At 69.2% G+C, this 25,809-nt stretch carries 19 protein-coding genes and 3 pseudogenes; 9 read left to right on the top strand and 13 right to left on the bottom strand.

Annotation, left to right across the window (positions count from 1 at the left end; translation table 11 throughout):
• Positions 1-48 precede the first annotated feature (48 nt).
• A pseudogene (locus ACTWQI_RS00800) lies at positions 49-285 on the top strand (hypothetical protein); the annotation flags it as partial.
• Between the two features lie 781 nt (positions 286-1,066).
• On the opposite strand, the gene ACTWQI_RS00795 reads toward ACTWQI_RS00800, so the two are convergent.
• The 3 genes and pseudogenes from ACTWQI_RS00795 to ACTWQI_RS00785 form a co-directional block, all read right to left on the bottom strand.
• Positions 1,067-2,218, bottom strand: a complete 1,152-nt coding sequence (locus tag ACTWQI_RS00795; protein ID WP_443266400.1) for a right-handed parallel beta-helix repeat-containing protein — start codon at positions 2,216-2,218, stop codon at positions 1,067-1,069.
• Between the two features lie 17 nt (positions 2,219-2,235).
• Positions 2,236-3,228: a right-handed parallel beta-helix repeat-containing protein gene (locus ACTWQI_RS00790; protein ID WP_443266398.1), complete on the bottom strand. Its 993-nt coding sequence runs from the start codon at positions 3,226-3,228 to the stop codon at positions 2,236-2,238.
• Between the two features lie 132 nt (positions 3,229-3,360).
• Positions 3,361-3,560: pseudogene (locus ACTWQI_RS00785) on the bottom strand (AMP-dependent synthetase); the annotation flags it as partial.
• 216 nt (positions 3,561-3,776) lie between these two features.
• Between ACTWQI_RS00785 and ACTWQI_RS00780 the strand changes: the two are divergent.
• Both ACTWQI_RS00780 and ACTWQI_RS00775 read left to right on the top strand, forming a co-directional pair.
• Entirely contained in the window at positions 3,777-5,552 is a 1,776-nt protein-coding gene (locus ACTWQI_RS00780) for an NB-ARC domain-containing protein (protein WP_443266396.1), read from the top strand.
• Positions 5,516-6,364, top strand: a complete 849-nt coding sequence (locus tag ACTWQI_RS00775; protein WP_443266395.1) for a DUF1996 domain-containing protein — start codon at positions 5,516-5,518, stop codon at positions 6,362-6,364. Before ACTWQI_RS00780 ends, ACTWQI_RS00775 begins: the two co-directional genes overlap by 37 nt.
• Before the next feature lie 174 nt (positions 6,365-6,538).
• Here ACTWQI_RS00775 and ACTWQI_RS00770 read toward each other — a convergent pair whose 3' ends face one another.
• From ACTWQI_RS00770 to ACTWQI_RS00755, 4 genes are all read right to left on the bottom strand, one after another.
• Complete coding sequence (locus ACTWQI_RS00770) at positions 6,539-7,342, bottom strand: NPP1 family protein (RefSeq protein WP_443266393.1); 804 nt, start codon at positions 7,340-7,342, stop codon at positions 6,539-6,541.
• A 99-nt stretch (positions 7,343-7,441) separates the two neighbouring features.
• Entirely contained in the window at positions 7,442-8,710 is a 1,269-nt protein-coding gene (locus ACTWQI_RS00765; RefSeq protein WP_443266391.1) for a glycoside hydrolase family 71/99-like protein, read from the bottom strand.
• A 119-nt stretch (positions 8,711-8,829) separates the two neighbouring features.
• Positions 8,830-10,053 (bottom strand): alginate lyase family protein, encoded by a 1,224-nt coding sequence (locus ACTWQI_RS00760; RefSeq protein ID WP_443266389.1) that lies wholly within the window; start codon positions 10,051-10,053, stop codon positions 8,830-8,832.
• A 378-nt stretch (positions 10,054-10,431) separates the two neighbouring features.
• A complete protein-coding gene (locus ACTWQI_RS00755; protein WP_443266387.1) occupies positions 10,432-10,848 on the bottom strand; it encodes a Fur family transcriptional regulator in 417 nt (138 codons plus the stop codon).
• Positions 10,849-11,009: 161 nt separating this feature from the next.
• On the opposite strand from ACTWQI_RS00755, the pseudogene ACTWQI_RS00750 reads away from it, so the two are divergent.
• Together ACTWQI_RS00750 and katG are read left to right on the top strand one after the other, a co-directional pair.
• A pseudogene (locus ACTWQI_RS00750) lies at positions 11,010-11,177 on the top strand (transcriptional repressor); the annotation flags it as partial.
• Positions 11,178-11,201: 24 nt separating this feature from the next.
• Positions 11,202-13,433 (top strand): catalase/peroxidase HPI, encoded by a 2,232-nt coding sequence (gene katG, locus ACTWQI_RS00745; protein WP_443266385.1) that lies wholly within the window; start codon positions 11,202-11,204, stop codon positions 13,431-13,433.
• 102 nt (positions 13,434-13,535) lie between these two features.
• On the opposite strand, the gene ACTWQI_RS00740 is transcribed toward katG, so the two are convergent.
• Positions 13,536-13,916: a glycoside hydrolase family 88 protein gene (locus ACTWQI_RS00740; protein WP_443266384.1), complete on the bottom strand. Its 381-nt coding sequence runs from the start codon at positions 13,914-13,916 to the stop codon at positions 13,536-13,538.
• A gap of 259 nt (positions 13,917-14,175) precedes the next feature.
• Entirely contained in the window at positions 14,176-14,709 is a 534-nt protein-coding gene (locus tag ACTWQI_RS00735; RefSeq protein ID WP_443266382.1) for a mycothiol transferase, read from the bottom strand.
• 193 nt (positions 14,710-14,902) lie between these two features.
• Here ACTWQI_RS00735 and ACTWQI_RS00730 point away from each other — a divergent pair, with 193 nt between their 5' ends.
• Complete coding sequence (locus ACTWQI_RS00730; RefSeq protein ID WP_443266380.1) at positions 14,903-15,238, top strand: YnfA family protein; 336 nt, start codon at positions 14,903-14,905, stop codon at positions 15,236-15,238.
• Positions 15,239-15,437: 199 nt separating this feature from the next.
• On the opposite strand, the gene ACTWQI_RS00725 is transcribed toward ACTWQI_RS00730, so the two are convergent.
• From ACTWQI_RS00725 to ACTWQI_RS00715, 3 genes are all read right to left on the bottom strand, one after another.
• Complete coding sequence (locus ACTWQI_RS00725; protein ID WP_443266377.1) at positions 15,438-16,199, bottom strand: class I SAM-dependent methyltransferase; 762 nt, start codon at positions 16,197-16,199, stop codon at positions 15,438-15,440.
• A 123-nt stretch (positions 16,200-16,322) separates the two neighbouring features.
• Complete coding sequence (locus ACTWQI_RS00720; protein ID WP_443267131.1) at positions 16,323-18,995, bottom strand: SpoIIE family protein phosphatase; 2,673 nt, start codon at positions 18,993-18,995, stop codon at positions 16,323-16,325.
• A 118-nt stretch (positions 18,996-19,113) separates the two neighbouring features.
• Positions 19,114-21,504, bottom strand: a complete 2,391-nt coding sequence (locus ACTWQI_RS00715) for an ATP-binding protein (RefSeq protein ID WP_443266374.1) — start codon at positions 21,502-21,504, stop codon at positions 19,114-19,116.
• Between the two features lie 318 nt (positions 21,505-21,822).
• On the opposite strand from ACTWQI_RS00715, the gene ACTWQI_RS00710 reads away from it, so the two are divergent.
• Complete coding sequence (locus ACTWQI_RS00710) at positions 21,823-23,841, top strand: ATP-binding protein (RefSeq protein ID WP_443266371.1); 2,019 nt, start codon at positions 21,823-21,825, stop codon at positions 23,839-23,841.
• A 167-nt stretch (positions 23,842-24,008) separates the two neighbouring features.
• A complete protein-coding gene (locus tag ACTWQI_RS00705) occupies positions 24,009-24,203 on the top strand; it encodes a DUF5999 family protein (protein WP_443266370.1) in 195 nt (64 codons plus the stop codon).
• Positions 24,204-24,290: 87 nt separating this feature from the next.
• On the opposite strand, the gene ACTWQI_RS00700 is transcribed toward ACTWQI_RS00705, so the two are convergent.
• Positions 24,291-24,515 (bottom strand): hypothetical protein, encoded by a 225-nt coding sequence (locus ACTWQI_RS00700; protein ID WP_443266368.1) that lies wholly within the window; start codon positions 24,513-24,515, stop codon positions 24,291-24,293.
• Between the two features lie 170 nt (positions 24,516-24,685).
• Here ACTWQI_RS00700 and ACTWQI_RS00695 point away from each other — a divergent pair, with 170 nt between their 5' ends.
• Positions 24,686-25,771 carry a MerR family transcriptional regulator gene (locus ACTWQI_RS00695; RefSeq protein WP_443266366.1) on the top strand — a complete coding sequence of 362 codons (1,086 nt, stop codon included), beginning with the start codon at positions 24,686-24,688 and terminating at the stop codon, positions 25,769-25,771.
• The last annotated feature ends 38 nt before the right edge of the window (positions 25,772-25,809 follow it).

Genomic DNA, 25,809 nt, shown 5'->3' with positions numbered 1-25,809 from the left:
ACGGTCGTTGGCCAGGAGTGAGCGGTTGTGGCCGAAGACCCGTTGAGGGTTGCGGTGTCGTGCATCGCGGCCGGGCCCGATGCGTGGTTCGCCGAAGCGGTTCTAGCCCACGGTGGGCGCCTAGAGGTGGTAGTACCCGCTCGCGAGTATCGCGAGGGCCTGCCCGACTGGCACCACCCTGTCTATGACGAGCTGATGCGGCAGGCGGCCGACGTGCACGACACCGGTCTCATCGTCTCCGACTCGGCCGCGCACATGGCAGGTAGTGAAACCCTCATCGGCCTAGGACCTGTCCGGGCGATCATACGAAGGAACGGGCTCGGGCTCGGGGGGTCAAGGTCCCGAAGGAGGCCACGTTCCGGGATCTGCGGCACTTCGCTGACGCGGTGCTGGTGGCCTCGGGCCTGGAGCCGCGCAAAGTTCAGGCTCGCATGCGGCATGCTCGCCTGGCCGAGACGCTGGACACGTACGGCTACTTAGTCTGGGAAGTGGACTGGGAGAATGCTCCGGCCTCGTTCGAGGAGCTGTACGGCATTCCGGCGCCCTCTGGCCTGCCGAAGGCCGCCCTGGTGCCCCAAGCCGAGCGGCAGGAATGGCGTCAACCCCTAACTACCTTCTGTCATTGGATGGGGGGTAGTGGAAGGTTGGACGAGTACGTGTGGCGGGTAGTTCGATCGCAGCGCGATGCATGCACTGAAACGGGCGAGATGGAGCGCAGGAGTCGTCATTGCCGAAGCCACTCGTACCGCCGTGACTCACCGGCGTCCGGGGGTTGTGTACGCGATGTGCATTGCGATGGGGCGTACAGCACGTATGTGCAGGTCAGAGCACGCTTGGGCGAACATTGTCACTATCCCCGGCGTACAGCTCGACTCGTCTGCCACTGGAGCTCTGACCAGGTCCTACGACCTGGTCAGAGCTCTTGGCCTTCAGGCCGGAGTCCCCTCCTCATCCTGGGATCCCCCGGGAGTTCCGCGCGAGTGTGCACCCCGGACGGTCGAGGCGGGGGCGAGGTGAGTAACCCTGACCGCCCGGGGAGTTGCGATGACCGTGAACCGGGCTGGGCTCAGCCACCCGGCGTGGTCTCGATGTTGGTCAGGCCCTTTCCGCCGCTCGACTTGTTGGAGGAGTAGACGACGTTGGGGTTGCTGCCACAGCGACTCTTGCTGTTGTTGGTGACGTTGATGGCGTAGCCCGGGGCGTTGCCCAGGTCGAAGGTGTTGCGCGAGAAGGTGTTCGCGCAGCCGTAGGGGCGTTGCGCGGTGTGGGTCTGGAAGCCGTCGGTGAGCGGGTTGCTCACCTTGTTGTCCTCGATCTTGTACGTGTCGCCCTTGGTGTCGATCGCGGAGTCGCCGTAGTGCTGGCCCTGCTGACCAGTGCCGTCAAGGGTGTTGCCGCTGATGAGGCCGTTCTTGGTGCCCTCCTTGATGTCGATGCCCTCGGCGGTGACCTGCGGCCCGATCTTGTTGTTGAGCACCTTGGCGTTGTCCGAGGCGTCGACGCCGTTCGAGCCCGCGTAGCACTTCCAGTTGCTCTTGGCGGAGCCGATGTAGACGCCCTCGCCGTACTGGGGCTGCTTCTTGCCGGCGTCATGGATGTTGGAGTTCTGGATGACGCCGTTCGGACTGTTCTTGCGGAAGTGCACGGCCTCGGCGCCGGTGTTGCGGACCTCGATCCCGTCGATCGCCACGTTGGGGGACGCGTCGATGACGATGCCCTTCGCGGCGGTGTCGACCGTGAAGCCCTTGAGGTTCCAGTTCGAGGCGCCGTTGAACCACAGGCCGTAGCCGAAGCCGCCGGTGGGGCAGCCATTGCTGTCCGGTGGCGGCGGCTCGCCGCCGTCAATGAACTCCTTGCTCTGCAGGATGGCCTTGCTGGAGCCGGTGAGCGTGATCGGCGCGGCGGAGGTGCCGTTGGCCGTCGTCTTGAACTTCCCGGTGTAGGTGCCGTCGGCGAGCTCGATGGTGTCGCCCGCCTTCACCGCGCCCAGGGCTGTCTCCAACTCGGCCGCCGTGGAGACCTTGTGGACGGAGCGCGTGCCCGAGCCGGATCCCGTTCCCGTCTCCGCGGCGCCCGCCGGAGCGAGCGTCCACGCCGCGATCGCGGCTCCGCCCGCCACCGCGACGGTCAGGCCCGTGAGGAACTTCCGGCCGCGTGCGTCGCATACGGCAGTTGTGGCCCCAGTGGTCTCGCCGCTGCTGTCAGAGCTGCGTTCCATGTGGTCCGCCCTCCGCTTCATCCGACCGGTATGCCGGGGTTGGTGAGGCCCTTGCCGCCGCTGACGGTGTTGGACTTGTCGACCTTCACCGGGCACTTGCCGGCGTCGTAGTTGGTGACGTTGATGGCGAACTGGTCCTTGCCGGTGGAGCCGTTGAGGTCCGACTTGTTGCCGCGGAAGGTGGCGTTGCAGCCCCAGCCGCTCTGGACCTCGTGGGTCTCGAAGCCGTTGTTCGTGGTCTTCGTTCCGGTGTTGTTCTCGACGAGGACGTCATTGCCCTTCACGTCGACCCAGGAGTCGTCGTAGTTGGCGCCGGTGAGGCCACTGCCGTCGAAGGTATTGCCAATGATCTTGGTGCCCGTGGTGCCTTCCTTGACGTCGATGTTCTCGCCGCCGACACCCGGGCCGATCGTGTTGGCCTGGATCAGGATGTTGTTGCTCTTGTCGCTGGTGCCGCCCGCGCTGCCGACGTACACCCCCTCGCCCATGCCCCGGCCGTTCTTGCCGGTGTTGTAGATCTTGGAGTTCTTGATGGAGCCGTTGGAACTGGACTTACGGAAGTGCACGCCCTCCATGTCGAGGTCGTGGACGGTGATGGAGTCGATGTGGACGTTGTTGGCCCCGTCCATCATGATCCCCTTCTGGCCACCGGTGACGGTGAAGCCCTTCAGGTTCCAGTGCGACCCTCCGTTGATGTGGAGCCCGTAGCCACCGCCCGCGGTGAGCACGGCTTTGGGGGAGCCGGTCAGGGTGACGGGGGAGCCGGAGCTGCCGCCGGCGGTGGTCTTGAAGTTGCCCTGGTAGGTGCCGTCGGCGAGCTGGATGGTGTCGCCGCCCTTGGCCGACAGGAGTGCGGCCTTGAGCTCCTTCGCGTCCTTCACATGGATGACCGCCGAGGTATCGGAGGTGGTGTCCGCGGTGGCTCCGTTGGAGATGGGTCCTGCGGATATCAGCGTGCCGACGCCAAGACAGGCGGCGGCCGACATCGTGGCCGTTCTACGACTGCGCATGGGGACTCCTCGAAATGCGCATGTGGGGGCTTCTCGATGTTCAGCAATGTGAACGCTGAGCGCTCTTCTGAACGCCGATGGGTGTTCGGTGAAGTTAGGGGCAAGCCAGGGACGCGTCAAGAGCCTCAGTCCGGTGATGCGACGCTCGCCGCCGTGCTCCTCCACGATGTGCAGGGCCTGCGGTCATTGCCCTCGGCGATGCGGTCGACCAGTCCAGCGCCCCGGTGAAGTGCTCGGGCCGCGGCCAGCTGAAACCGGCATACGCTGTGTCATGGTCTTCTCTGGGCCGCAGCAGGGAAATCCCGGGCATCCCGGAACTCATCCGTCGCGCTGCCATGTCGGCTGGGGAAAGCGGCCTAGCGTGTCCACAGTTGACGTGCCGCCCTCGCCAAGAGCCTCAGGGTTTGGTGTTGACGAGCCGAACCGTTGACAGCGGGGGTGTGGGGTGCTGTGCTTCGGGAACCGGTAGGAAAGTTTCCTAACTAATGACCCAGCGCCGCCGCGTGGTATCGGGCGCAGCGGAGCACGCGCGCCGGGTGAGGTGGGCGATGCGCCAAGAAGGTTTCCTGCCCGTTCGGCTGCCTGCGGCGGTGTGGTCCAGCGAGGAGACCCGCGCCCTGTTGCTGGACCGGCGGATCGGCCAGTTGTTCCTGCTGGCCAAGAAGCACGCCGGGGCGAGCCAGGCACGGATCGCCGCGGCGACGGGCCTGAACCAGGGCGAGGTGAGCCGCATCCAGCGCGGCGAGCGCTGGGTGACCGCGATCGACGTGCTCGAGCGGATCGCGGACGGCTTCGCCATGCCGGACCCGGCCCGGGTACTGCTTGGTCTCGCGCCCGGCGACTGGGCGCCGGAGGACAACCCGCCCGAGCGCGCCGTGCCTTCGCCGGCCGTGGTCGTGCCGGCACAACTGCCTCCGGTGGTGTCCGGGTTCGTCGGTCGGTCCACGGAATTGGGCCGGCTCAAGGAGCACCGGCACGCCGGATGCGTCGTCGTGACCGGACCTGCGGGGATCGGCAAGACCTCGCTGGCGGTGGCCTGGGCGCGGGCCGTGATCCCGGAGTTCCCGGACGGCCAGCTGTACGTGGAGGTGGCCGATCCCGCCGACGCGTTGGCCGGGTTTCTGCGGGCGCTGGGCGCCGAGGTCCCGCCGACACTGCCCGAGCGGACCGCGCTGTTCAGGTCGGTGTTGGCCGGCAAGCGCGTGCTCATCGTCGTGGACGGCGCGGTTTCGGCAGCGCAGGTGCGGCCGCTGCTGCCGGGCGACCACCGGTGCCTGGTCGTGGTCACGAGCCGCGATGGCCTCGACGACCTCGTGGTCCGGGAGGGCGCGGCGCGGCTGCGGCTCGACCCGATGCCCGCCCAGGAGGCGCTCGACCTCGTCGTCCAGGTCGCCGGGCGACGCCGGGTCGAGGAGGATCCGGCGACGGCGGGCGAACTGGTGGACTCGGCCGGGCGGGTTCCGCTGGCGCTGCGGGCGGCGGCCGTGCGGTTGGCCGGCGGCACGGCCGAGGACCCGCGGTCGCGTCGCTGGCCGGTCCTGGTCGGCACGTTGTTCGCCTTGGCCTTGGCCGTGATCGCAGGCGGCGCCGGGCTGGCCGACGTCGTGGACCGGGCGACCACGCACGCCGTGGTCGCGACCCGGAACGGGCAACTCGCGTTGCTGCGCATGCTCGTGCTCGCGGGCTGCGGTGTGCTGCTGCCGACGATCGCACGGTCGGCGCGCCGACGGCCACACCTCGCCGCCGGATGCCTGCTCGGTGTTCAGCTCACCACGATCACCGCCGTCGTGGGCCGGTCGCCGAACGGTCCGCCTCCGCTGGTCGACGTGGTGCACCTGGTGGGCGCGTCGGTGTGGATGGCGAGTCTCGGAATCACCGTGGCCGCGATCCTCCCGGCGATGCGCCCGGGCATTGCCCATTCGGTCGCGCTTCTCGTTGCTGTAGGCGGAAGTTGGCTGCTCGTCAACCGCCTGGCCGGGCACGGAACGGCGACCAACCAGACCTATGGGCAGTTGTTGATCTCAGGCGCGGCACTGGCTTTCGTGATCCTGGGCCTCTCGGTACTCCGGGCACGCCGCTCACGGACACCCGCGGGCCGTCCGCACGTCATGGCGGTAGCCGTGCTGCTGGTGACCGCGCTGCTCGCCGCCGTCCCCGGTCCGGGGGCCACCCGCGCCCGACAGCGCGCTTATGACTCGGTCGTATATGGCCGGGACATCGAATGCGGCTTCGCCGGTTCGCAGACTGGGGCAGATCAACAGTCGCCCAGGCTCACCGTGGAGGCGGAATGCGTAAGAACCCCCTGTTCCTGCTCGCCTGTCTGATCGCCGTCGCGGCGGTGGCAGTGGCCCTCACGCTGCCCGCGACGGCGCCAAGGGCGGCGACACAGCCGAGTGCGCAGGGAATCACCGGCAAGTTCAGCAGCGTCTGTTACTACAGCCATACCGCTGCCGACGACCCGATTCTCTATCCGGGCCAACCCGGCAAGGCGCACATGCACGACTTCATCGCCAACTCCGGCGCCAACGCCCATTCCACCGGCCAAAGCCTGCTGGCGGGCACGTCCAACTGCCTTAACGCCAAGGACAAGGCCGCCTACTGGGTGCCGACGCTGTCGGTCGGCGGGAAGGTCGTGCACCCCAGCAGCGTCACGGTGTACTACCTGACCAGCCAGACCGGCAAAGTCACGCCGTATCCGTTGGGGTTCAAACAGATCGCGGGCAACATGCACGCGCACAGCCCGGCCGAGGCCCGCAACATCCGGTGGGGCTGCTCGACCACGTTCCCGGACAAGCCCGAGGCGCCCAACTGCAAACCGGGGGAGAACCTGCACGTGCGGGTCGACTTCGCCGACTGCTGGGACGGCAAGAACCTCGACAGCCCGGACCACGTCAGCCACGTCGCGTACAGCAGCAAGGGCAAGTGCCCGGCCACGTTCCCCGTCGTCATCCCGATGCTGCAGCTGCTGCTCAAGTACCCGGTCAGCGCCGGCAGGACGGCCACGCTGTCCAGCGGCGGCACGTACTCGATGCACGGTGACTTCTTCAACGCCTGGGATGAGAAGGAGTTGGCGGCGCTGGTCGACAAGTGCCTGAATGCCCACATCGACTGCCCGCGTCCGGACGGCGGGGACTGACGCCGGCCGGCCCCCTTGCGAGTCGGGCGCAAGGCGCGAGCCCGCCAGGCCACGTCCCGGCGGGCTCTGCGGCGTCACGCCTTGGTCAGGACGTCCACCGTCAGCTCGCGCACCACGTCCTCGTCCACGTCGACACCCAGACCAGCGCCGGTGGGTAGCGGATGGTGGATTTGATCAGGCGTAGGGGTTGAAAGGAATGTCGGCGGGCTTGGCAGCGGCGAGAGCGTCGTTGAAACGACCTTCGCTGATCTTGATCGTGGCGGCTCCGAAGTTGGCGTTCATGAGCTTGTCACGCAGGCCGCTCGGGTAGCCGTCGTCCCAGCCGACCAGACGTGGGAAGAACCAGCCGCCGGTGTGGTTCTCGGGCGGCTCGTCGTTGTTGTTGGCCAGGCGGAAGAAGTGCGTGCTGGCACCGTCCTTGTGATAAACGACCTTTGGGTGGCTTCCGTCGAAGCGGACTTGGGAGCGGGGGTACCACTTCCAGCCGCTGTGCTGGGACGACGAGACGTACTGGACCTCGTTGTTGTTGACCCACGCCACGACGTGCTCCCAGTCGTGGCGGTGGCCGATGGCCCCGGGGCCGAGGGTGGCCTGGTCCTTCTCGAAGTAGCTGGCGTACATGATTGCGCACCAGCCGTTGTTGCACTTCGCGCGTGAATACGTGTTGGAGTTGTCGAGCTGCACCTTGTCGCGGCAGCGGCCGTTGACGTCGCCGCCCAGCTTCAGGCCGGGGTTGAGAGTGCCATTGCTGTCGATGGCAGCCGTGGCGTAGCAGCCGTCCTTGTCATAGTCGTAGGCGGGGGAGAATGTCTGCTCGAGTCCGCTGGCGTTCTGGGGCAGAGGCTGGACGATATCGGCGTGGGTGATGGTCGGGAGCGCCAGGACCAGTGCCGCGGCGCCGAGGGCACCTGCGAGCGCAGCCCTCCGGATTCCGCCTGAACGCTTCGAGCGAGGAGGTTTCTTACCTCTTCTCTTCATTGCTGGTGGTGTGCGATGCACGTCAACTCCTTGGCATATGTGGGAATATGGGGGTTCACCATGCACCCGCCCTCGCAACGCATGTCGACCGTGCCCTGGTTACAGCATCGGCTTGGTGGGCCGGGCGGCTGTCAGGGGGATCCGCCTCTTCAGCATCCGGCCGCCGTCGCCGGTCAGCCGCAGGTAGTAGTCCGAGGAGCAGCTCGTACCGTCCTCGTCCAGTGCCAAGATGCCGGAGCCTGAGGGAACCTGTGAGGCGTTCTCCGCGGTCTTGGCGATCTGGTTGCCCTCGTTGTATTCGTCGAACATCGAGATGTAGATGCCGTTCGCGCCGGCGCGCACCATGTTGTAGAACTGCCGCCACATGAAATCGCCGTGGACGCGCTGGCGCTCCTGGAGGTCGCCGGGCAGGACGCACGGCTGGTAGTCGATGCCCTGGGCCTTGCACTCCGCTTGGTCCGGCAGGTTGACGTTCTCGTAGAAGTGGTCGGAATCGCCCATCGTGCCGATCCGACCCACCATCCACGGCGAGATCATGTCGAAAGACCGGTACACCTTCGCGAATCCAGGCCGCGAGTCATTGCTGCTGGTGCGCCAGTGCGTCGGGACGCCCCCGATCACATAGCAGCCTTGGTCCTTGAACCACTGCACGACGTCAAGGCACTGCGCCCGCTCGAACGCGCGGGTGTCGTCGTTGAAGCCGAATCCCCAGATACACACGACGGGCTTGCCGTTCTGCCGCGCATAGGCGCTCGACGACGTGTGTGCCCGCATCTTCGACGTCCAGTCCTCCTTGATCTGGGACTGCATGGACGTCCAGCCGGTGACGTCGTACATGATGTAGAACTTCCGGCCGTTGGCCTCCGCCGCCTGCCGCACCTTCTGCGCCATCGCGTCCCGTGTCGGGCCTTCCGGACTGAACGGGTTGAACCGCTGCAGTGCGGCGGTGTCGATGTTGTACTCGCGCATCCAGCGGAAGTGGGTGTCGACCGTCTGCTGGTCCCGCGAGGAGAACAGCGTCGCGTCCCCACCGCCATTGAGGTTCGGGTACTCGGTGGCGTACCCGCGGGTGTAATCCCGCATGTCGGGCCACGACTTGATGCCGGTGTTGGATGGCGACGGCGGGCGGCTCATGTCCCGGCTCCAGTGCCACCAACCGTTGATGGGGGCTTCGTCGCCTTTGCAGGCGAACCAGCCCTGGTAGCCGACGGATATCTTGCCCACGACGTCCCCGGGCCGGCTCGTGGTCGGGGCCTCTGCGGCCTTCGGCTCCGGTGCGGCCGTCGCCCGCTGGAGCCAGAACGCGCCGTATCCGGCCGCGGCGACAGCCGTCGTACCGAGCAGTGCTCGTCGTCGTGTGATGCTCACGTGGGAATTCCTTCACCGCATCGATGACCGAAGATGACTGGACCCGGCAGGGTCGGGGACCGGGCCGATGGGCCGGGCGTCAGTGGGGTCACGGGCGCCCGGCCCGGCGACAACCCGGATCAGCGGGGGTTGTCGCCGTGCGTGAGGGTCTCCCAGGCGACGAACAGGTTGTTCGAGCCGGCGGGACGATTCCGCTCGGTCAGCTTCTGAGTGTTGGCCATCGTGTGACCGAGGCGATTGTGGAGGGCGTTGTAGCCGACCTCCGTGACCGGGCCGAGGCCGCGCTTGAGCGAGCCTCCACACAGCCAACTCGGCGGTGTCTCACCGAGCTCGTACTTGGCCTGGAAGCCGAGCGCATGACGCAGTCGCTCGCCGACCTCCGGGTAGAGGTCCTGTCCCTGGATGCGGCTGGTCTCCGCGACGTGCGAGATGGCCGAGAGCCCGTACCCGGTGTGGGTGAAGTCGCGACACGTCTCCTGGGTGAGGCCGGAGCGGAAGGTGTTCTGGCCGTGCCAGTACTTGACGATCTCATCGCGGGTGTCGAGTCCGCTGCCGGGCGCGGTCTTGGGCAGCGAGCCGTCCGACGCGAGATAGATGTACGCCGGGACGCGCCCGCGGAACTTCGTCACGGCCTTGTCGTACGACGCCTTGTCCTCGAGGAAGACGGATATGCCGATCGCGGCCTCCATCATCGACAGCTCCCAGTTGCCGTTGGAGTGCGAGCCGTTGATGACTTCGGGCAGGTAGACGTTCCGCAGCATCGTGCCGAAGCGGCCCGCGGCCGGCCAGCCGCCGCTGTAGGTGTACTTGATGATCTCGGCTGCCTTGGGCCATGAAGAACCCGCCCAGCCTGTCTGCAGCGGGGCGTTGCTGTTGGTGTGGTCCTTGATGGTGGCGGACCAGGCGTCCATCAGCTCGATGGATTTCTTCGCATATCGGGCGTCGTGGGTGAAGTACCAGGCGAGCGCCGTCGTGTAAGCGGCGATCGCGTCCTCGCGCTCGTCCGTGCAGCCGTAGTTGGGCTTCGAGTAGGAGCCGCACTCGACGACCGCGCGGGGCTTGGGGGTACGGGAGAGCGATGCGTACGTGCTCGCCATCATCTGGTCGTAGGCGGTCTTCCAGGGCTGGGCGCCCGCATTGACCTTGTCGCGAGCGAAGTCCAACTGGCCGCGAGAGACCGTGACTCCGGGGTGGACGAAGGTGCCGGGTGCGGCGGTGGCGTGGCGCGCGGCGGGCCAGGCGAGGAAGCCGGCGACGAGGGCGACGGTCAGAGTCGCGACGGTCGCGACGAGGGCGGGACGGGGTGTACGGCCGTGGCTTACAGAAGCGGCAGGATGCGGCATGTGGGGGCCATCCGTTCTCCAATGTGAACGTCAAGCGCCTTTATGAACGCCTGCGTTGGTCGGTGACCATAGGTACGGACCAGACTTCCGTCAAGAGGTGAAGGAAGTTCTCCCATCGCGGCATGACGCAAGCAGGTTGCCTTGTTTGCGCTATCCCCGCCGCATCGCTGCAGCACGATGCGACGTGCGGCAGCGTCAACCGCCGTGCCTCAGAGGGCGCGGAGGACATGCCGCCCGAGGCCGGACGGGAGAGCCGCTGGAGCGGCTGGCGGGTGCGGCGCGGCTGTCCCGGCCGGAGCGGGACGCGCTGGCGTCGCGGCTGGCGATAGCGAGTCGCCGGTGATCAGCGGGGGACGGGACGCGGGTGCGCGGGCCGGTTCAGGCGCGGACGCAGTCGGGGCACAGGCCCCGGTAGGTCACCTCGACGTCGGAGACGGTGAAGCCGAACCGCTCGGAGGCGGGCAGATCGGCCAGTGGGTCGCCGCCGGGGTGGACGTCACGGATGGCGCCGCAACGCGAGCACACCAGGTGGTGGTGGGGCCGGTGGGCGTTCGGGTCGTAGCGCTTGGCGCGGCCGTCGGTGGCCACCTCGATCACCTCGCCGAGCGAGACGAGCTCACCGAGGGTGTTGTAGACGGTCGCGCGGGAGATCTCCGGCAGCCGGGCGGTGGCGCGCGCGAGGACCTCGTCCGCGGTGAGGTGGACGTGCTCGCCGTCGAGTACCTCGGCGACAACCCGGCGCTGGGCGGTCATCCGCCAGCCACGTCCGCGAAGCCGTTCCAGCAGGTCACTCATGGCCACCAACCTAACAGTGCTCGTCTGACGAATGAATTCTTACGGCTCTCGTTGTTGTATTGACTTGGATTTAGTCCATCGTAGGATCGGTTCCGGCGACAGCCAAGGGACAGGACAACAGCAGGGAAAAGCACGTGACGGTTCAGCAGACGAGTCCGCTCGTCGTCTGTCGGTCGTGCGGTGTCGTCGCTGACGTCGACTGCGCGGTCGGCGAGGCGCCCTGCCTGGCCGCGTCCGACGACCACGGCTTCTCGATCGACGATGCCGAGGTCATCTACTGGGGCATGTGTCCCGACTGTTCCACCGCCCGTAGTTCCTGCGCACCGTGATCCGCCTAGTCCGGAAGGATTCCCATGTCTGAGAACCATGAGGCAATCGTCGTAGACGCGAAGACGGAGGGCGGAGGTGGTTGCCCGGTCGCGCACGGGCCTGCGCCACACCCCACTCAGGGCGGCGGAAACCGCCAGTGGTGGCCGGACCGGCTCAACCTGAAGATCCTCGCCAAGAACCCCGCCGTGGCCAACCCGCTCGGTGAGGAGTTCGACTACGCCGAGGCGTTCAAGAGCCTCGACCTTCCGGCCGTGAAGCGGGACATCGCGGAGGTGTTGACGGACTCGCAGGACTGGTGGCCGGCCGACTTCGGCCACTACGGCCCGTTCATGATCCGGATGGCGTGGCACAGCGCCGGCACCTACCGGATCAGCGACGGCCGCGGCGGCGCCGGGGCCGGCCAGCAGCGCTTCGCACCGCTCAACAGCTGGCCGGACAACGGGAACCTCGACAAGGCCCGCCGCCTGCTGTGGCCGGTCAAGAAGAAGTACGGCCAGAACCTCTCGTGGGCCGACCTCATGATCCTCGCCGGCAACGTCGCTCTGGAGTCGATGGGCTTCAAGACCTTCGGCTTCGGCGGCGGTCGTGAGGACGTCTGGGAGCCCGAGGAGGACGTCTACTGGGGTCCCGAGTCCACCTGGCTCGGCGACGAGCGCTACACCGGCGACCGGGAGCTGGAGAACCCCCTCGGCGCGGTCCAGATGGGCCTCATCTACGTCAACCCGGAGGGCCCGAACGGCAACCCGGACCCGATCGCCGCGGCCCGCGACGTCCGTGAGACGTTCCGCCGGATGGCGATGAACGACGAGGAGACGGTCGCCCTGATCGCGGGCGGCCACACCTTCGGCAAGACCCACGGCGCGGGCCCGGCGGAGAGCGTCGGCCCGGACCCCGAGGCCGCCTCGCTCGAGGAGCAGGGCCTCGGCTGGAAGAACAGCTACGGCACCGGCAAGGGCGGCGACGCGATCACCAGCGGTCTCGAGGGTATCTGGACGAACACCCCGGTGACCTGGGACAACAGCTTCTTCGAGATCCTGTTCGGCTACGAGTGGGAGCTGTTCAAGAGCCCCGCCGGTGCGCACCAGTGGCGGCCGAAGGACGGCGCCGGAGCGGGCACCGTCCCCGACGCCCACGACGCGTCGAAGAGCCACGCCCCGACGATGCTGACGACCGACCTCTCGCTCCGGTTCGACCCGGCCTACGAGCAGATCTCGCGCCGCTTCCTCGAGAACCCCGACGAGTTCGCGGACGCCTTCGCCCGGGCGTGGTTCAAGCTGACCCACCGCGACATGGGCCCGATCGTGCGCTACCTCGGGCCGGAGGTCCCGGCCGAGATGCTGCTGTGGCAGGACCCGCTCCCCGCCGTGACGCATGAGCTCATCGACGCCGAGGACATCGCCTCCCTCAAGGGCCAGATTCTCGCCTCGGGCCTGTCGGTGTCCCAGCTCGTGTCCACCGCGTGGGCGTCGGCCTCGTCCTTCCGTGGTAGCGACAAGCGCGGCGGCGCCAACGGTGCGCGCATCCGCCTCGAGCCGCAGAGCGGGTGGGAGGTCAACGAGCCCGACCAGCTGGCGACGGTGCTGCGCACCCTGGAGGGGATCCGTCAGGGCTTCAACGCCGCCCAGAACGGCGGCAAGCAGGTCTCGCTCGCCGACCTGATCGTGCTCGCCGGTGGTGCGGCCGTCGAGCAGGCCGCCAAGGACGCCGGCTTCGACGTCGAGGTCCCCTTCACGCCGGGCCGCGTGGACGCGTCGCAGGAGCAGACCGACGTGGAGTCGTTCGCCGCGCTCGAGCCGACCGCCGACGGGTTCCGCAACTACCTCGGGAAGGGCAACCGGCTGCCGGCTGAGTACCTGCTGCTCGACCGGGCGAACCTGCTGACCCTGAGCGCCCCCGAGCTGACGGCCCTCGTTGGTGGGCTCCGCGTCCTGGGCGCGAACTACCAGCAGTCGCCGCTCGGCGTCTTCACCACGACCCCCGGGTCCCTGACCAACGACTTCTTCGTCAACCTGCTCGACCTGGGCACGACGTGGAAGGCGACGTCCGAGGACGCGAACACGTTCGAGGGTCGCGACGCCGCCACGGGCGAGGTCAAGTGGACCGGCACCCGTGCCGACCTCGTCTTCGGGTCGAACTCCGAGCTGCGCGCGCTCGCGGAGGTCTACGCGAGCGATGACGCGAAGGAGAAGTTCGTGAACGACTTCGTCGCTGCGTGGGACAAGGTGATGCACCTCGACCGGTTCGACGTCGTCTGATCGTCCCGATCATGCCGTCCAGGTCGGCCCGCGCGGGCCGACCTGGACGTCCTCAGCCCGAAGGATCTCGACATCGTGCGCCTCCAGCGCGAGTCGCGGACCCTAGTTCGCCAGCTGAGCGAGTTCGGTACCGGCCAGGAGGAAGGCGCCCACGCCGAAGTCGGCCGTGGTGTCGTACGTGACGGGCTGGCTGGACTCCGGGCGGTCGCCAACGTTCCGGACGTAGCCCAGGAAGCCGTCGGGGTGCACTGCGGTGGCGACCATTCCGTTCCAGCCGCGGGCGGCCACCGGCAGGTACGCGGACCGGTTCACCAGCCCGGCGGCGACCGCGTATGCCATGCCGTACGCGAAGAAGCACGTGCCGCTCGTCTCCGGGCCGGGCAGGTGGTCGGGATCGCCTCGCGGTCGTCGCCGGGGTCGGCGTGCGCGCTGATCCAGTGGTCGGCGACCCGCCGCAGTACGGCGAGGATCTCGGCCCGGCAAGGAAGCCGATCGGACAGAGGTGCGGTGGCGGTGGTGGCAGGGGTTGGGGTGGCGAAGGCGGTGGAGGAGGCGAAGACCGGGAGAGTCGGCGCGGCCAGGGCTAATGCAGCTCCGTGCGCCAGGAGTTGACGTCTATCCATGTGAACGCCTTTCACGTGTATGGAAGCACGCGCATGATGCAAGGCGAGACCTCAACGTGTCCATAGCGCGCGGTCAGCCGTCGGTCCGGGCCGGCTGATGCCTGGCTCACCTGCCTGGGCTATGTGGCATGGGGCCGCTTGGTCCGGCGGCGTTCCAGGGAGCCGCGGACGAAGGCCGCCTGGCCGGCGTGCTGGAGGTCGTCGGCGATGACGCTCACCAGGCGGACGCCCAGGGTGACCGGTGGGGACCACGAGTCGTCCACGACCCGGTTGAGTGCTGTGCCCTTCAGGCCTCTGACGAAGTCCATGGTCTGTTCATGGACGGCGTCGAAGTAGCCGAGCAGCAGCTCGGGCGCGTCGACCCGGACCTGTGCGACCTGCTTGCTGGAGTGGCCGTAGCCGGTCGCCTCCGAGGCGAAGGGAAGGTCGAAGCGGGCTACCCAGTCCTGAGAGAGCCACACCTGCTCCTGGTTGGAGGCGTCAGCCACGTGGTCGTCCTGGATCCGTGTGAGGTGCCATACCAGCCAGGCGATGGAGTTGGCACCGAGGTCGAGCCGGGCATTGAGGTCCTCCGCTGTGAGCCCCTCCACGGCCTCGTGCACCACCTCCTGGACACGTCCGAACGCATCAGCAAGTACATCTGCGGCATTCATGCGGTGAGTGAACCCCGTGCCACCCCGCGGTAGGAGTAGACACGCCCGGCTACGGGTCCGATGTGCGTAGGGGCCGCCGCGGCCCGCCGCCGTCTGCCCCTCCGGGGCCATCATCGTCATGGAGGAAAAGGCAGGATTCAGAGAATCTGACTGCCGCCGCCCTGTCCTTCATCGAGAGAAAGCCTTGCACGCCATGCTCGTCGCTCGTTCCGTCGCCCTGTTCGCTGTTGCCGCTCTCTTCGAGATCGGAGGCGCCTGGTTGGTGTGGCAGGGCGTGCGGGAACACCGTGGCTGGCTGTGGATCGGCGCCGGCGTCGTCGCGCTGGGCGCCTACGGCTTCATCGCCACGTTCCAGTCCGACCCGCACTTCGGTCGCATCCTCGCCGCGTACGGTGGGGTCTTCGTCGCGGGATCGCTCGCCTGGGGCATGGTCATGGACGGTTTCCGCCCCGACCGCTGGGACGTGATCGGCTCCCTGGTCTGCCTTGTCGGGGTGGCCGTCATCATGTACGCACCCCGCGGCCAGTGATGGCACGGGCCGGTTCGGTGACGAGGACCCGTCAGACGGCCCGTACGGTCACGACGGCCACCAGGCCGGTGCGGAGACCGGCCTTGGCCCGGCCTGCCGCCGCCCTCAGGCGGATGGGCCCGCCGCGCACCAGCCGCAGCGGGCCCGTCCGGCCCCGCCGGGGCCATTCAGGCCCCCGGGGGCATTGCGTCTCGTCCGGTCAGATTCCGTTCTTCTGGGCCAAGATGAAGGCGAACTGGTCGGCGAACTCCAGCCGCTGCTCGGGGTGTTGCTCGGCTATCTCCTCCAGCCCGCGGTCGAGTTCGGCGTCGGAGAACGTGGACAGGACCGACATCCAGCGACCGGCGACCAGCCGCAGCCACCGGTCCCGGTCGATGGCCACCGGGAACTCGTCGATGGCGACCGTGGTCGTCAGACCGGCCCTGCGCAGCGTGGCGGCGATCGTCTCCGGAACGGGCTGGCCGTCGGCGAAGCGGCTCAACGCCGCCTGGAAGAGCGGGTACGTAAGCTTCGGAGGGAGCGTCACGATGAGGATGCGGCCGGTGGGGGACAGCCGGTCGGCCAGGCCCGCCAGGGTGTCGTCCAGGTCGTTGAAGTGATGGACCGCCTCCTTGATCACAAGGACGTCGAGGGCGTCGCAGGGCAGGGCCGCGCGGCCGGTGGCCAGTTCCTCCGCGGTGGCCTGGAGGGGGTGGATGCGGGGATCCCGGGGCAGTCGGCCGAGCATCGCCGCCGAGGGATCGACGCACACCACTGGTGTCAGCGTCGTGGCGTATGGCAGGAGCCGGTTCAGGAACAGGCCGGTTCCAGCGCCGATATCGGCGATCCACTCCCCGGGACGGGGGTTGAGCCGCCGCTGGATGCCGTCCGCCATCCAGTCCACGTACGCGGGGCGGTGGCCCCATGTGTCGTCGTAGGTGTCCGCGAGCTGCATGTAGTGATGCTGGAGCTGATCGTCCATCCGCTGATCCTCGGCCCCATGAATGGCGCTCCGCAAGAAGGACTAGAGGCGGATGGGGTCCGTACGCGTCCGATCTACAGACGGGTACGCGCGATCGGAAGACCGTGGGATGACGTGATTCCGCTACCAGTCGGCCGGCTTGTACGGCTGGGTTGCCCGCAGAGGCTGTTCGGTCCAGATGATCTTGCCTTCGGGTGTGTACCGGGTGCCCCAGCGTTCGGCGAACTGGGCCACGAGGAACAGTCCGCGGCCGCCCTCGTCGAGGATCGCCGCCCGCCGCAGATGCGGCGAGGTGCTGCTGCCGTCGGCGACCTCGCAGATCAGGGTGGTGTCGCGGATCAGCCGGGCCCGGATCGGGCCGGTGGCGTACCGGATGGCGTTGGTGACGAGTTCACTCATCACCAGCTCGGTGGTGAACACCATCTCGTCCAGCCCCCAAAGAGACAGCTTCTGCGCCACGGCGGTGCGTACCTCGGCGACCGCTGACGGATCGAACGGCACGTCCCAGTCGGCGACGGTCTCGTCGCTCAGCGCCCGGGTGCGGGCCACGATCAGGGCGATGTCGTCGATGGGGTTCTCCGGCAGGAGCGCGTCCAGCAGCGCACCACAGGTCTGCTCCGGCGTCCGTCCGGGGTGGGCCAGGGTGCGCCGCAGCAGCGCCAGCCCTTCGTCGATGTCCCGGTCCCGGTCCTCGACCAGCCCGTCGGTGTAGAGCACCAGCGAGCTGCCCTCCGTCAGCTGGAGTTCCGCCGTTTCGAAAGGCAGGCCGCCCAGGCCCAGGGGCGGGCCGCTGGGCACGTCGACGAACTCGACGGTGGCATCGGGTAGTACGAGGGCTGGCTGGAGGTGTCCGGCGCGGGCCATGGTGCAGCGCCGGTTGACCGGGTCGTACACCGCATACAGGCAGGTGGCCCCGGTGATCGACGCCACCCGTCCGTCGGCCGCCTCGTCCTGGTCGATCCGGGCCACCAGCTCGTCCAGATGCCACAGCAGCTCATCAGGGGGCAGGTCCAGGGAGGAGAAGTTGTGCACCGCGGTGCGCAGCCGGCCCATGGTGGCGGCCGCGTGCAGACCGTGGCCCACCACATCCCCGACCACCAGCGCCACCCGGGCCCCGGGCAGCGGAATGACATCGAACCAGTCCCCGCCGACCCCGCCCATGCCCGGCTGCACGGGCAGATACCGGAAGGCGACGTCGAGGGCGCCCTGCTCGGGCAGGACCCGCGGCAGCAGACTGCGCTGCAAGGTGACGGCCATGGTGTGCTCGCGGGTGTAGCGGCGGGCGTTGTCGATGCTCACCGCCGCGCGATTGACCAGCTCCTCGGCCAGGGAGACGTCGTCCTCCTCGAACGCCTCGGGCTTCTCAGCACGCCAGAACGTCGCCATGCCCAGGACGACGCCCCGGGCCCGCAACGGAACCGTGATCATCGAGTGGATCCCGTACTCGACGATCTGCCGGGCCCGCGGCGGATCCTGCTCCTGCCACCCGGAGAACGCCGGCATGTCCGCCTCGACGACGGTCTGCCCCGTGCCGAATCCGAAGGCTTGCGGGGTCTGCGGGACGAAGTGGATCAGCTTGCCCAGCGGATAGAGGGGAGGATCGTCCCGGACGCCGCTGAACGCGATGCGGCGCATGTCCGGGCCCTTGCCCGTGGGCTCTTCACCGGACAGCACCGGATCGGCGAGGTCGACGGTCATGAAGTCGGCGAACCGGGGGACCGCGAAGTCCGCCAGCTCCTGGGCGGTCCGTACCACATCAAGGGTGGTGCCGATCTTTATGCTCGCGTCGTAGACCAGCCGCAGCCGCCCGCGCGCCAGGTCGGCTCTGCCGATGAGCAGGCTGAGATCGGTGGTGTCCCGCAGGGTGGCGACACTGCCGGGTGGTCCGTCCGATTCAGCCGTCGAACGCTGGTTGACCGCCAGCAGCCGGTCGCCGGCCAGGTGCACTTCGTCGGTGGCGGCCCGTCGGGAGGCCAGCAACCGGGACAGGCGCGGGTCGAGGCCGAGCTCGGAGACGGGTCTCCCTTCCGCGTTTCCCGGGAGGTCGAGCAGCCGCCGCGCCTCGTCGTTGGCGAGCACCAGCCGCCCCTCGCCGTCGAAGATGACCACGCCCTCCCGTACGGCGTGCAGCACCGCGTCATGGTGTTCGTACATCCGGGTGATCTCGGCGGGTTCGAGGCCGCGGGTCTGGCGCCGCAGCCGCCGGCTCACCAGCGCCGCACCGCCCGTCGCGAGCGCGAGGGCGGCAGCGCCGCTGCCGAGGATGACCGGCAGGTGCCGGTTGAGCTGGCTGGTCACGTTCTCGACCTTGAGTCCGGCTGAGATCAGGGCAATGATCCTGCCGTCGTCGTCCCTGATGGGGAGAACGGCCTGCACCTCCTCGCCGAGCGGGCCGTCGACGGTCTCGACGAGGACGCGTCCGGCCAGCGAGGGCTCGATGGTGCCGACGAATTTCTTCCCGATCCGCTCCGGGAGCGGGTGGGTGTAGCGGGTCCCGTCCCGGTCCATCACGACGATGAAGTCGACCCCGGCTGCCCTCCGCGCCTGCTCGGTGAGCGGCTGCAGCACCGCGCTCGGGTCAGGGCTCTCCAGCGCTTCCTCGATCCCCGGGGAGCGCGCGAAGGTCTCCGCGACGGCGACAGAACGCTTCCGAGCCTCCTGGTCGCTGTCGTTCCGTGACTGCAGCACGAGCGCCACCACCGCGGCGGCGACGAGCAGCACCACGACGGCCACCTGCACGACGAACACCTGACCGGCGACGGAGCGCACGCTCAGCACCGAGCGCAGGCGGGCCATGAGTCCGGCCACGAGTCTTTTCTAACACCGCTTGCCTACGGTTCGCGAACGGTGCACTGCGGGGTGCAGCGCCCTGAGCTTCGCCGCCCGTGCTCGCGCCGATGGGCGCCTACAGTCGTCAGGAGGGCTCGTCGTGCCCTGGTGCACCACGGTCGTGCTCGGCCTCCGATGCACCACGGTTCCGCTCCGCGACCCAGACCGCCACCTGCGCGCGGGAGTGGAAGCCCAGTTTGCTCAGGATGCGCTCGACGTGGCCTTCGGCCGTGCGCTGCGCGATCACCAGCGCGGCCGCGATCTCCTTGTTGCTCAGCCCCTGAGCGACCAGATCGGCGATCTCGGTCTCGCGGCGGGTCAGCGGGGACGGCCGCTCGGCCGCTCCGCCTCCCGGCTCGGCCGGCAGGCGGTCCTCGAGCGCGTAGTCGAGCGCCTCGTCGTAGGAGAGCCCGGCGCCCTGCTTGACCGTGTCCCGGAACGCGGCCGCGCCGAGGGCCGCACGGGTACGTACCGTGCACTCGTCGTGGTAGCGGACGAGGTGTCCGTACCCGGACAGCGGCGCACCGATGGTCTGCCAGACGGTCTGCAGAACGCCCAGGAGCCGGGCCGCCCTCGGGTACTGCTCCTCCGTAGCGGCGATCCAGGCCAGCACCTCGAGGTTGACTCCGACCCCCAACGGATCGTCGAGCGACCGGTTGAAGGTCAGGCTCTCCATCTCCAACGCGGCGGCGCGGCGGGTGTCGCCCTGGCGCCAGACCTCGACTCCGAGCGCCATCATCGTGTACGCCCGGTGCCAGCCCTCGCCACGGGCGTCGCACACCCGGAGGGACTCCTCGCCGAAGGCGATGGCGCGCGGCGAGTCACCGAGGAAGGAGTGGGCGAGCGAGAGCCGGAGGAGCGCCGACGCGAGCCCCACGGGGTCGTTGCCGGCCCGGTGCCGGTCGACCGCCTCCTCGTAGAGACCGATCGCGGTTTCGGCGTCCCGGCCGTACATGGCGATCATCCCGGAGTACAGCGCGGTGTAGGCGAGGACCGAGTCGTCGCCGAGCTGCTTCCCGATGGCCCGGCTCTCCTCGAGCATGTCGGCCGCCGAGGCGGTGTCGGACTGAATGATGGCCAGCCAGCTGTTCGACCACAGCGCTCGGGCCCGGACCGCGCTCGGCTCGGGGCAGACGGCGAGGCCCTGGTCGAGCCAGCGTCGTCCCTCGCCGAGGTAGTAGCTGGTGATCCAGTGGAAGAGCAGGTCCGCGGCCATCGCGAGGCCGGTTCCGGCCTCCCCCGGTTCGGCGTAGCTGTACTCCAGCGCCGTCCGCAGGTTGGCGTGCTCGAGGTGCAGCCGGGTGAACCACGCCACCTGGGACGGTCCGAACAGGTCCGCGCGCGCATCGGCCGCCAGCCGGCGGTAGTAGTCGCGGTGGCGCCGTTGCACCGCTGCCATCTGCCCGGACGCGATCAGCTGCTCCCTGCCGTACTGCCGCAGCGTGTCCAGGAACCGATACCGGACCGCGGAGGGGTGCTCCTCCTTGATGAGGATGGACTTGTCCACGAGCCCGGTAACGACGTCCAGCATCTCGTCGTGCGGGATGCCGTCGCCGGAGCACACGGCCTCCGCCGCATCCGAGTCCAGGCCACCGCTGAACACCGAGGCGCGAGCCCAGAGCAGCCGCTCCTGGTCGGTGCACAGGATCCAACTCCAGTCGATCAGTGCCCGCAGCGTCTGGTGGCGGGGCAGCACGGCGCGCGACCCCCCGGTGAGCAGCCCGAATCGGTCGTCCAGCCGGTCCAGCAGCTGCTGGACGGAGAGCGCCCGCAACCGTACGACGGCGAGCTCGATCCCGAGGGGGAGGCCGTCGAGCTGTCGGCAGACCCGCTCCACGGCGTCCCGGTTGGCCTCGGTGACCGCGAACTCCGGCAGGATGGCTCCGGCCCGATCGGCGAACAGCCGCACGGCGTCGCACTGCGCGAGCGACCCGGCGGACCGTCGCGGGCTCCGGGCGTGCGGCAGGTCCAGCGCCGGCACGGCCATGGTCTGCTCGCCGGCGACGCCCAGCACCTGCCGGCTGGTGGCCAGGATCCGCAGACCGGAGGTGGCGCGCAGCAGGCGGTCGGCCAGCACGGCGCACTCAGGCAGCAGATGCTCACAGTTGTCCAGCACCACCAGCACCCGCTTGTCCCCGAGGTGGTCGATGAGCACCTCCAAGGGCGGGCGGGACGAGTGGTCGCGAATCTCCAGGGCCTCGGCGACGGTCTGGGCCAGCAGCTCGGCGGTGTCCAGCGGCGCCAGGTCCACCAGCCATACGCCGTCCGGGAACGTCTGCCGGAGATCGGCCGCGACCCGCGAGGCCAGCCGGGTCTTGCCGACTCCGCCCACGCCGGTGAGGGTCACCAGACGCGATGCGGACAGCAGTCGTTTGACCTCGGCCACCTCGTGCCGACGTCCGACGAAACTCGTCACCTCGGCGGGCAGGTGACCGGTCTGCCGAGATGCCGGAGTGGTCGTTACCACGACAGCCATCGATTCTTCGGATCGGTCCCCCCGCCGACACACCAGGTACGTCGGACCGAGGCCTTCATCTTCAGGCTATGCCTCGGAGCTCCGAGTGTTCTTCCCCGGGGCGGGCCGCCGCAGAGGCCGGTGTGCCGGTCCGCACCGTGCACGCGGAAGGTAACGGGCCGTGTTCGAGCACCTTTTGACCACCTCATGAGACGGATCTAGGGTGAGGTTGTTATGGCCTCATTTGCTCCTATTCGCGGGGTGGCACCTCCCAGCGCTAGCTGGGGGAGGGGCAACGTTCCTGTCGAAGAACGGCCCCCGGTCGGCCGCCGACGGCAGGTGTCCCAGGTCAAACGGCTCCTGAGACAGGGGCGGCTGGTCACCCTCACCGGGGTGGGCGGAGTCGGCAAGACCCGGCTGGCGATCGCCGTCGCCGACGAGGTGCGCGAGACCTTCCCGGACGGCGTATGGCTGGTCGAGCTCGCCGCGCTGGAGGACGAGGGGCTGATCCCGCAGACCGTGGCGACGGCGATCGGACTGCGGGACCAGACCGGGCGGCATCCGGCGGATCTGCTCTGCGACCAGCTCCATGGCCTGCGGTCCCTGGTGGTCCTGGACAACTGCGAACACCTGCTGCACGGCTGCGCCGTCCTCGCCGACCGCCTGCTGCGGGCGGCTCCACGGCTGCGCATCCTCGCCACCAGCCGAGAGCCTCTGGGGGTCTACGGGGAGTCGATCCTGTCGGTGCCCTCCTTGCCCGTACCGGACCCGGAGCGACGTCTCCGCCCGGGGACGGCGGCTCAGTACGCGGCGGTCAGACTGTTCCAGATGCGGGCGGCTGAGGTGTTGCCGGACGTCACGCCCGGCCTCAAGAACGACGAGACGGTGGTCCGGCTCTGCCGGCGTCTGGACGGCCTCCCGCTCGCCATCGAACTGGCCGCGGCGCAGCTCAGGGTCCTCACGCCGGAGCAGATTCTGCACCGTCTTGACGAGCGGCTCGAGCCGGCTCCCGGCCACGGCACCGCGGTCCTGCCCCGGCACGAGACCCTTCGCGCCTCGATCGACTGGAGCTTCGACCTGTGCTCACCCGACGAGCGGTCGTTGTGGGCGCGGGTGTCGGTGTTCGCCGGAAGCTTCGACCTCGAGGGGGCTGAAGCCGTCTGCTCAGGTGAGGGCATCGCCCGGGAAAGCGTCGTCGACCTGGTGGCCGGACTGGTCGACAAATCGATCCTGGTGCGGGAGGAGCAAGGCCCCCGGGTCCGTTACCGGCTCCTGGAGACGATCCGCCGGTACGGCTCGGACCGTCTCGCCGGAGCGGGGGAGAGCGCGGCGCTGCAGCGCCGCCACCGGGACTGGTACCGCCGACTGGTGAACCGCGCTGAGGCGGAGTGGCTGAGCCCGGATCAGGAGGAATGGCTCGCCCGGCTGTCCAGCGAGCACGCCAACCTCCGGACAGCGCTGGACTACTGCCTCACCGAACCGGGAGAGGCGCAGGTCGGGCTGGAGATCGCCGCGTCCCTGTGGTTCCACTGGCTGTGCAGTGGGCTCCTCAGCGAGGGCCGCCACTGGCTCGGCAAGGCACTGGCCCTCGCCTCCCAGGACACCGTGGCCCGTGGCAAGGCGCTCTGGGTCGACGGCTGGCTCACCATGCTCCAGGGCGACACCGCCGGTGCGCTGCCGCGGCTGGAGGAGAGCCGAGCCCTGGCGCTCCGGCTCGATGACAGCCCCACCCTGTTCAACGCCACGCGATGCCTGGGCGGCGTCGCCGTCTACGAGGGCGACTTCGAGCGCGGGATCAGCCTTCTCGAGGAGGCAGTGGAGGGCCACCGCGCGGTCGGTGACCGCAACAGCATGATGGTCGGCCTCTACGGGCTCACCGGGGCCTGCGCCCTGTCCGGCGATCCCCGCGCCGCGGATTTCGGCGCGGAGTGCCTCGCGATGTGCGAAGCAGCCCACGCCCAGTGGTCCCGCTCGTACGCGCTGTGGGCGCTGGGGCTGCACACCTGGCGTCAGGGCGAGCCGCAGCGCGCCACCGAACTCGTCCGGGACGCCCTGAGGACCAGGTGGTCGATGGGCGACGGGTGGGGCATCGCCCTGTGTTTGGAGGCGCTGGCCTGGATCGCCGCCTCCACGGGGCAGGTGGCGTACAGCGCGCGTCTGCTGGGCTCGGCGGAGGCCGTGTGGCGTTCCATCGGCATCTCGCGGGCGGGGTTCCGGCACCTGGCCGCGGGCCATGCGGAGGCCGTGGCCCGGCTGCGCAGCGACCTCGGCGAGCGCAGGTACGCTGCCGAGATCCGGCACGGCGCAAAGCTCGGAACCGACCGGGCCGTGGCCTTCGCCCTGCACGACCCCGGCTGACACGTGGTGTGACCTGTTGGTCGCGCAGGGAAGCCGAAGCCGCCCGAGGTGTCGTGGGCCGGGTACGATCCGGGGATTTCTCCCCTTCCCGAGCGTCCGACCGGGGGCACATCATGGTGACCTCGAACCAGTCCGCCGCTTCCGGCGGAGAACCGAGGGCCCGAGCAATGTGTGAGCACCAGCCACTGTGTCCGTCCGCCGACGCGCCCGACCGCGATGCGGCCCGACTCGTCGTCCACCACGCCGAGCAGGGATGGGCCCTGCTGTGCAACGGCGTGATCGTCTTCGAGGACACCGGCGAGCTCCTGCCCGACGGCCGCGTCCTCTTCACCGACCCGGTCGCCAGGGGGACGGCGGCCTGACACCGCCGGGCACGCCGCGCGCGGTGTCCCGTTCCGGCCCTCCCCGGTGCGAGGCCGCCGGTGAGGCGTGGCGCCGATTCCGCGCTGTCACGCCGCCGGGCGCGGCCAGTGGTCGAGGTCGCCGCCGCGCCACTCGATCAGGGCCGGGTCGCCGAGTGAGACCTCGGCCGGGTCGATGCCCGCCGCCCGCAGCAGCTCGCACACGTCTCCCCGCCCATGCGCCAGACCCACGATCTGGCCGTGCACGGTGATCCTGCGCCCGCCGGAGGGGGTCGGCGGGTGCACGATCACGGGTGGGTGCTCCGCGGCCATACGTCCAGGGTGCGGCGAGGCAGGCGCCGGCGCATCCCGGTGCTTCAGACCGCGCCGCGCCGCTGCCCGTGCGGCCCAGGTTGACCTTGCCCTTGGGGGAAGCCGCACGATCACGGTGGCCGGGCGTAGGGCCCGGCTTGAGGCAGGCGAGCGAGGAGCAGGAGCGGGCCATGGGGCTGCTGACGATCGGGGCGTTCGCGAGGGCGGCGCGCCTCTCACCGAAGGCACTGCGGCTGTACGACGAACTCGGGCTGCTGACACCCGCCCGGGTCGACCCGTTCTCCGGCTACCGGCTGTACGACCCCGCGCAGCTGGAACAGGCGCGGCTGGTGGCCTGGCTACGCCGGCTGGACATGCCCCTGGCCCGGATCCGGTCGGTGTGTGCGCTGGAGCCGGCGGCGGCGGCCGCGGAGGTCGCCGCGTACTGGGCGCAGGCCGAGCGCGACTTCGCTACCAGACGGGACCTCGCCGCCTTCCTCGTCGACCAGTTGCACAGAGGGGGCTCCACCATGTCATCCACCAACGGCCCGCTGGGGATTCGCTACGCCGCGCACTCCGACGTCGGAGGGGTCAGGGAGAGCAACGAGGACGTGGCGTACGCCGGTCCGCGGCTTTTCGCCGTGGCCGACGGCTTCGGAGGCGGCGAACCCGCGGGCGCCGTCGCGATCGAGGCGCTCAAGCCGCTCGAGACCGACGTCCCCGTCGGAGACCTCCTCAGCGCCCTCGAAGAGGCCGCCCGGTCCGCTCACGAGACCGTGAACGGACTCACCGAGTCCGACCCGTCCCGGTCCGGTACGGGAACGACGCTCACCGCGATGCTCTGGTCCGGCTCCCAACTGGCCCTCGTCCACATCGGCGACTCCCGGGCCTATCTGTTGCGCGACGGCGAGCTCTTCCAGATCACCCACGATCACACGCTCGTCCAGTCGATGGTCGACGAAGGTCGCCTCACGGCGGAGGAGGCCGCCTCACACCCCCAGCGGTCCCTGCTCGTACGCGCTCTGGGGGTCGGCGGCGCCGACGGCTTCCGGCCCGATCTCGATCTGCGCGAGGCGCGGGCCGGCGACCGCTATCTGCTCTGCTCGGACGGACTGTCCTCGGTAGTGGCCACCGAGGAGGTGCACCGGATCATCGGCTCGACGCCCGACCCGGGGGAGGCGGTCCACACACTGATCGGGCTGGCCAACCGGGCAGGCGGTCCCGACAACGTCAGCTGCGTCGTCGCCGATGTCGTCGACGCCGTTGACGGGCTGTGACCTGCTGAAGTGGGCGCGACGGCGGTGACCTGCCGTCG

It is taken from the genome of Streptomyces sp. KR80, from assembly GCF_052245555.1.
In the GTDB taxonomy this organism is placed as follows: Bacteria; Actinomycetota; Actinomycetes; order Streptomycetales; family Streptomycetaceae; genus Streptomyces.
This window is presented reverse-complemented; position numbering and strand designations above follow the sequence as displayed.

Excerpts from the sequence above, each read along its gene's own strand:
- ACTWQI_RS00790 (WP_443266398.1), bottom strand. The coding sequence starts at position 3,228 with ATGCGCAGTCGTAGAACGGCCACGATGTCGGCCGCCGCCTGTCTTGGC.
- ACTWQI_RS00755 (WP_443266387.1), bottom strand. The coding sequence starts at position 10,848 with ATGAGTGACCTGCTGGAACGGCTTCGCGGACGTGGCTGGCGGATGACC.
- ACTWQI_RS00700 (WP_443266368.1), bottom strand. The coding sequence starts at position 24,515 with ATGGCCGCGGAGCACCCACCCGTGATCGTGCACCCGCCGACCCCCTCC.
- ACTWQI_RS00795 (WP_443266400.1), bottom strand. The coding sequence starts at position 2,218 with ATGGAACGCAGCTCTGACAGCAGCGGCGAGACCACTGGGGCCACAACT.
- ACTWQI_RS00770 (WP_443266393.1), bottom strand. The coding sequence starts at position 7,342 with ATGAAGAGAAGAGGTAAGAAACCTCCTCGCTCGAAGCGTTCAGGCGGA.
- ACTWQI_RS00760 (WP_443266389.1), bottom strand. The coding sequence starts at position 10,053 with ATGCCGCATCCTGCCGCTTCTGTAAGCCACGGCCGTACACCCCGTCCC.
- katG (WP_443266385.1), top strand. The coding sequence starts at position 11,202 with ATGTCTGAGAACCATGAGGCAATCGTCGTAGACGCGAAGACGGAGGGC.
- ACTWQI_RS00705 (WP_443266370.1), top strand. The coding sequence starts at position 24,009 with ATGTGTGAGCACCAGCCACTGTGTCCGTCCGCCGACGCGCCCGACCGC.
- ACTWQI_RS00720 (WP_443267131.1), bottom strand. The coding sequence starts at position 18,995 with ATGGCCCGCCTGCGCTCGGTGCTGAGCGTGCGCTCCGTCGCCGGTCAG.
- ACTWQI_RS00735 (WP_443266382.1), bottom strand. The coding sequence starts at position 14,709 with ATGAATGCCGCAGATGTACTTGCTGATGCGTTCGGACGTGTCCAGGAG.
- ACTWQI_RS00780 (WP_443266396.1), top strand. The coding sequence starts at position 3,777 with ATGCGCCAAGAAGGTTTCCTGCCCGTTCGGCTGCCTGCGGCGGTGTGG.
- ACTWQI_RS00730 (WP_443266380.1), top strand. The coding sequence starts at position 14,903 with ATGCTCGTCGCTCGTTCCGTCGCCCTGTTCGCTGTTGCCGCTCTCTTC.
- ACTWQI_RS00725 (WP_443266377.1), bottom strand. The coding sequence starts at position 16,199 with ATGGACGATCAGCTCCAGCATCACTACATGCAGCTCGCGGACACCTAC.
- ACTWQI_RS00695 (WP_443266366.1), top strand. The coding sequence starts at position 24,686 with ATGGGGCTGCTGACGATCGGGGCGTTCGCGAGGGCGGCGCGCCTCTCA.
- ACTWQI_RS00715 (WP_443266374.1), bottom strand. The coding sequence starts at position 21,504 with ATGGCTGTCGTGGTAACGACCACTCCGGCATCTCGGCAGACCGGTCAC.
- ACTWQI_RS00775 (WP_443266395.1), top strand. The coding sequence starts at position 5,516 with ATGCGTAAGAACCCCCTGTTCCTGCTCGCCTGTCTGATCGCCGTCGCG.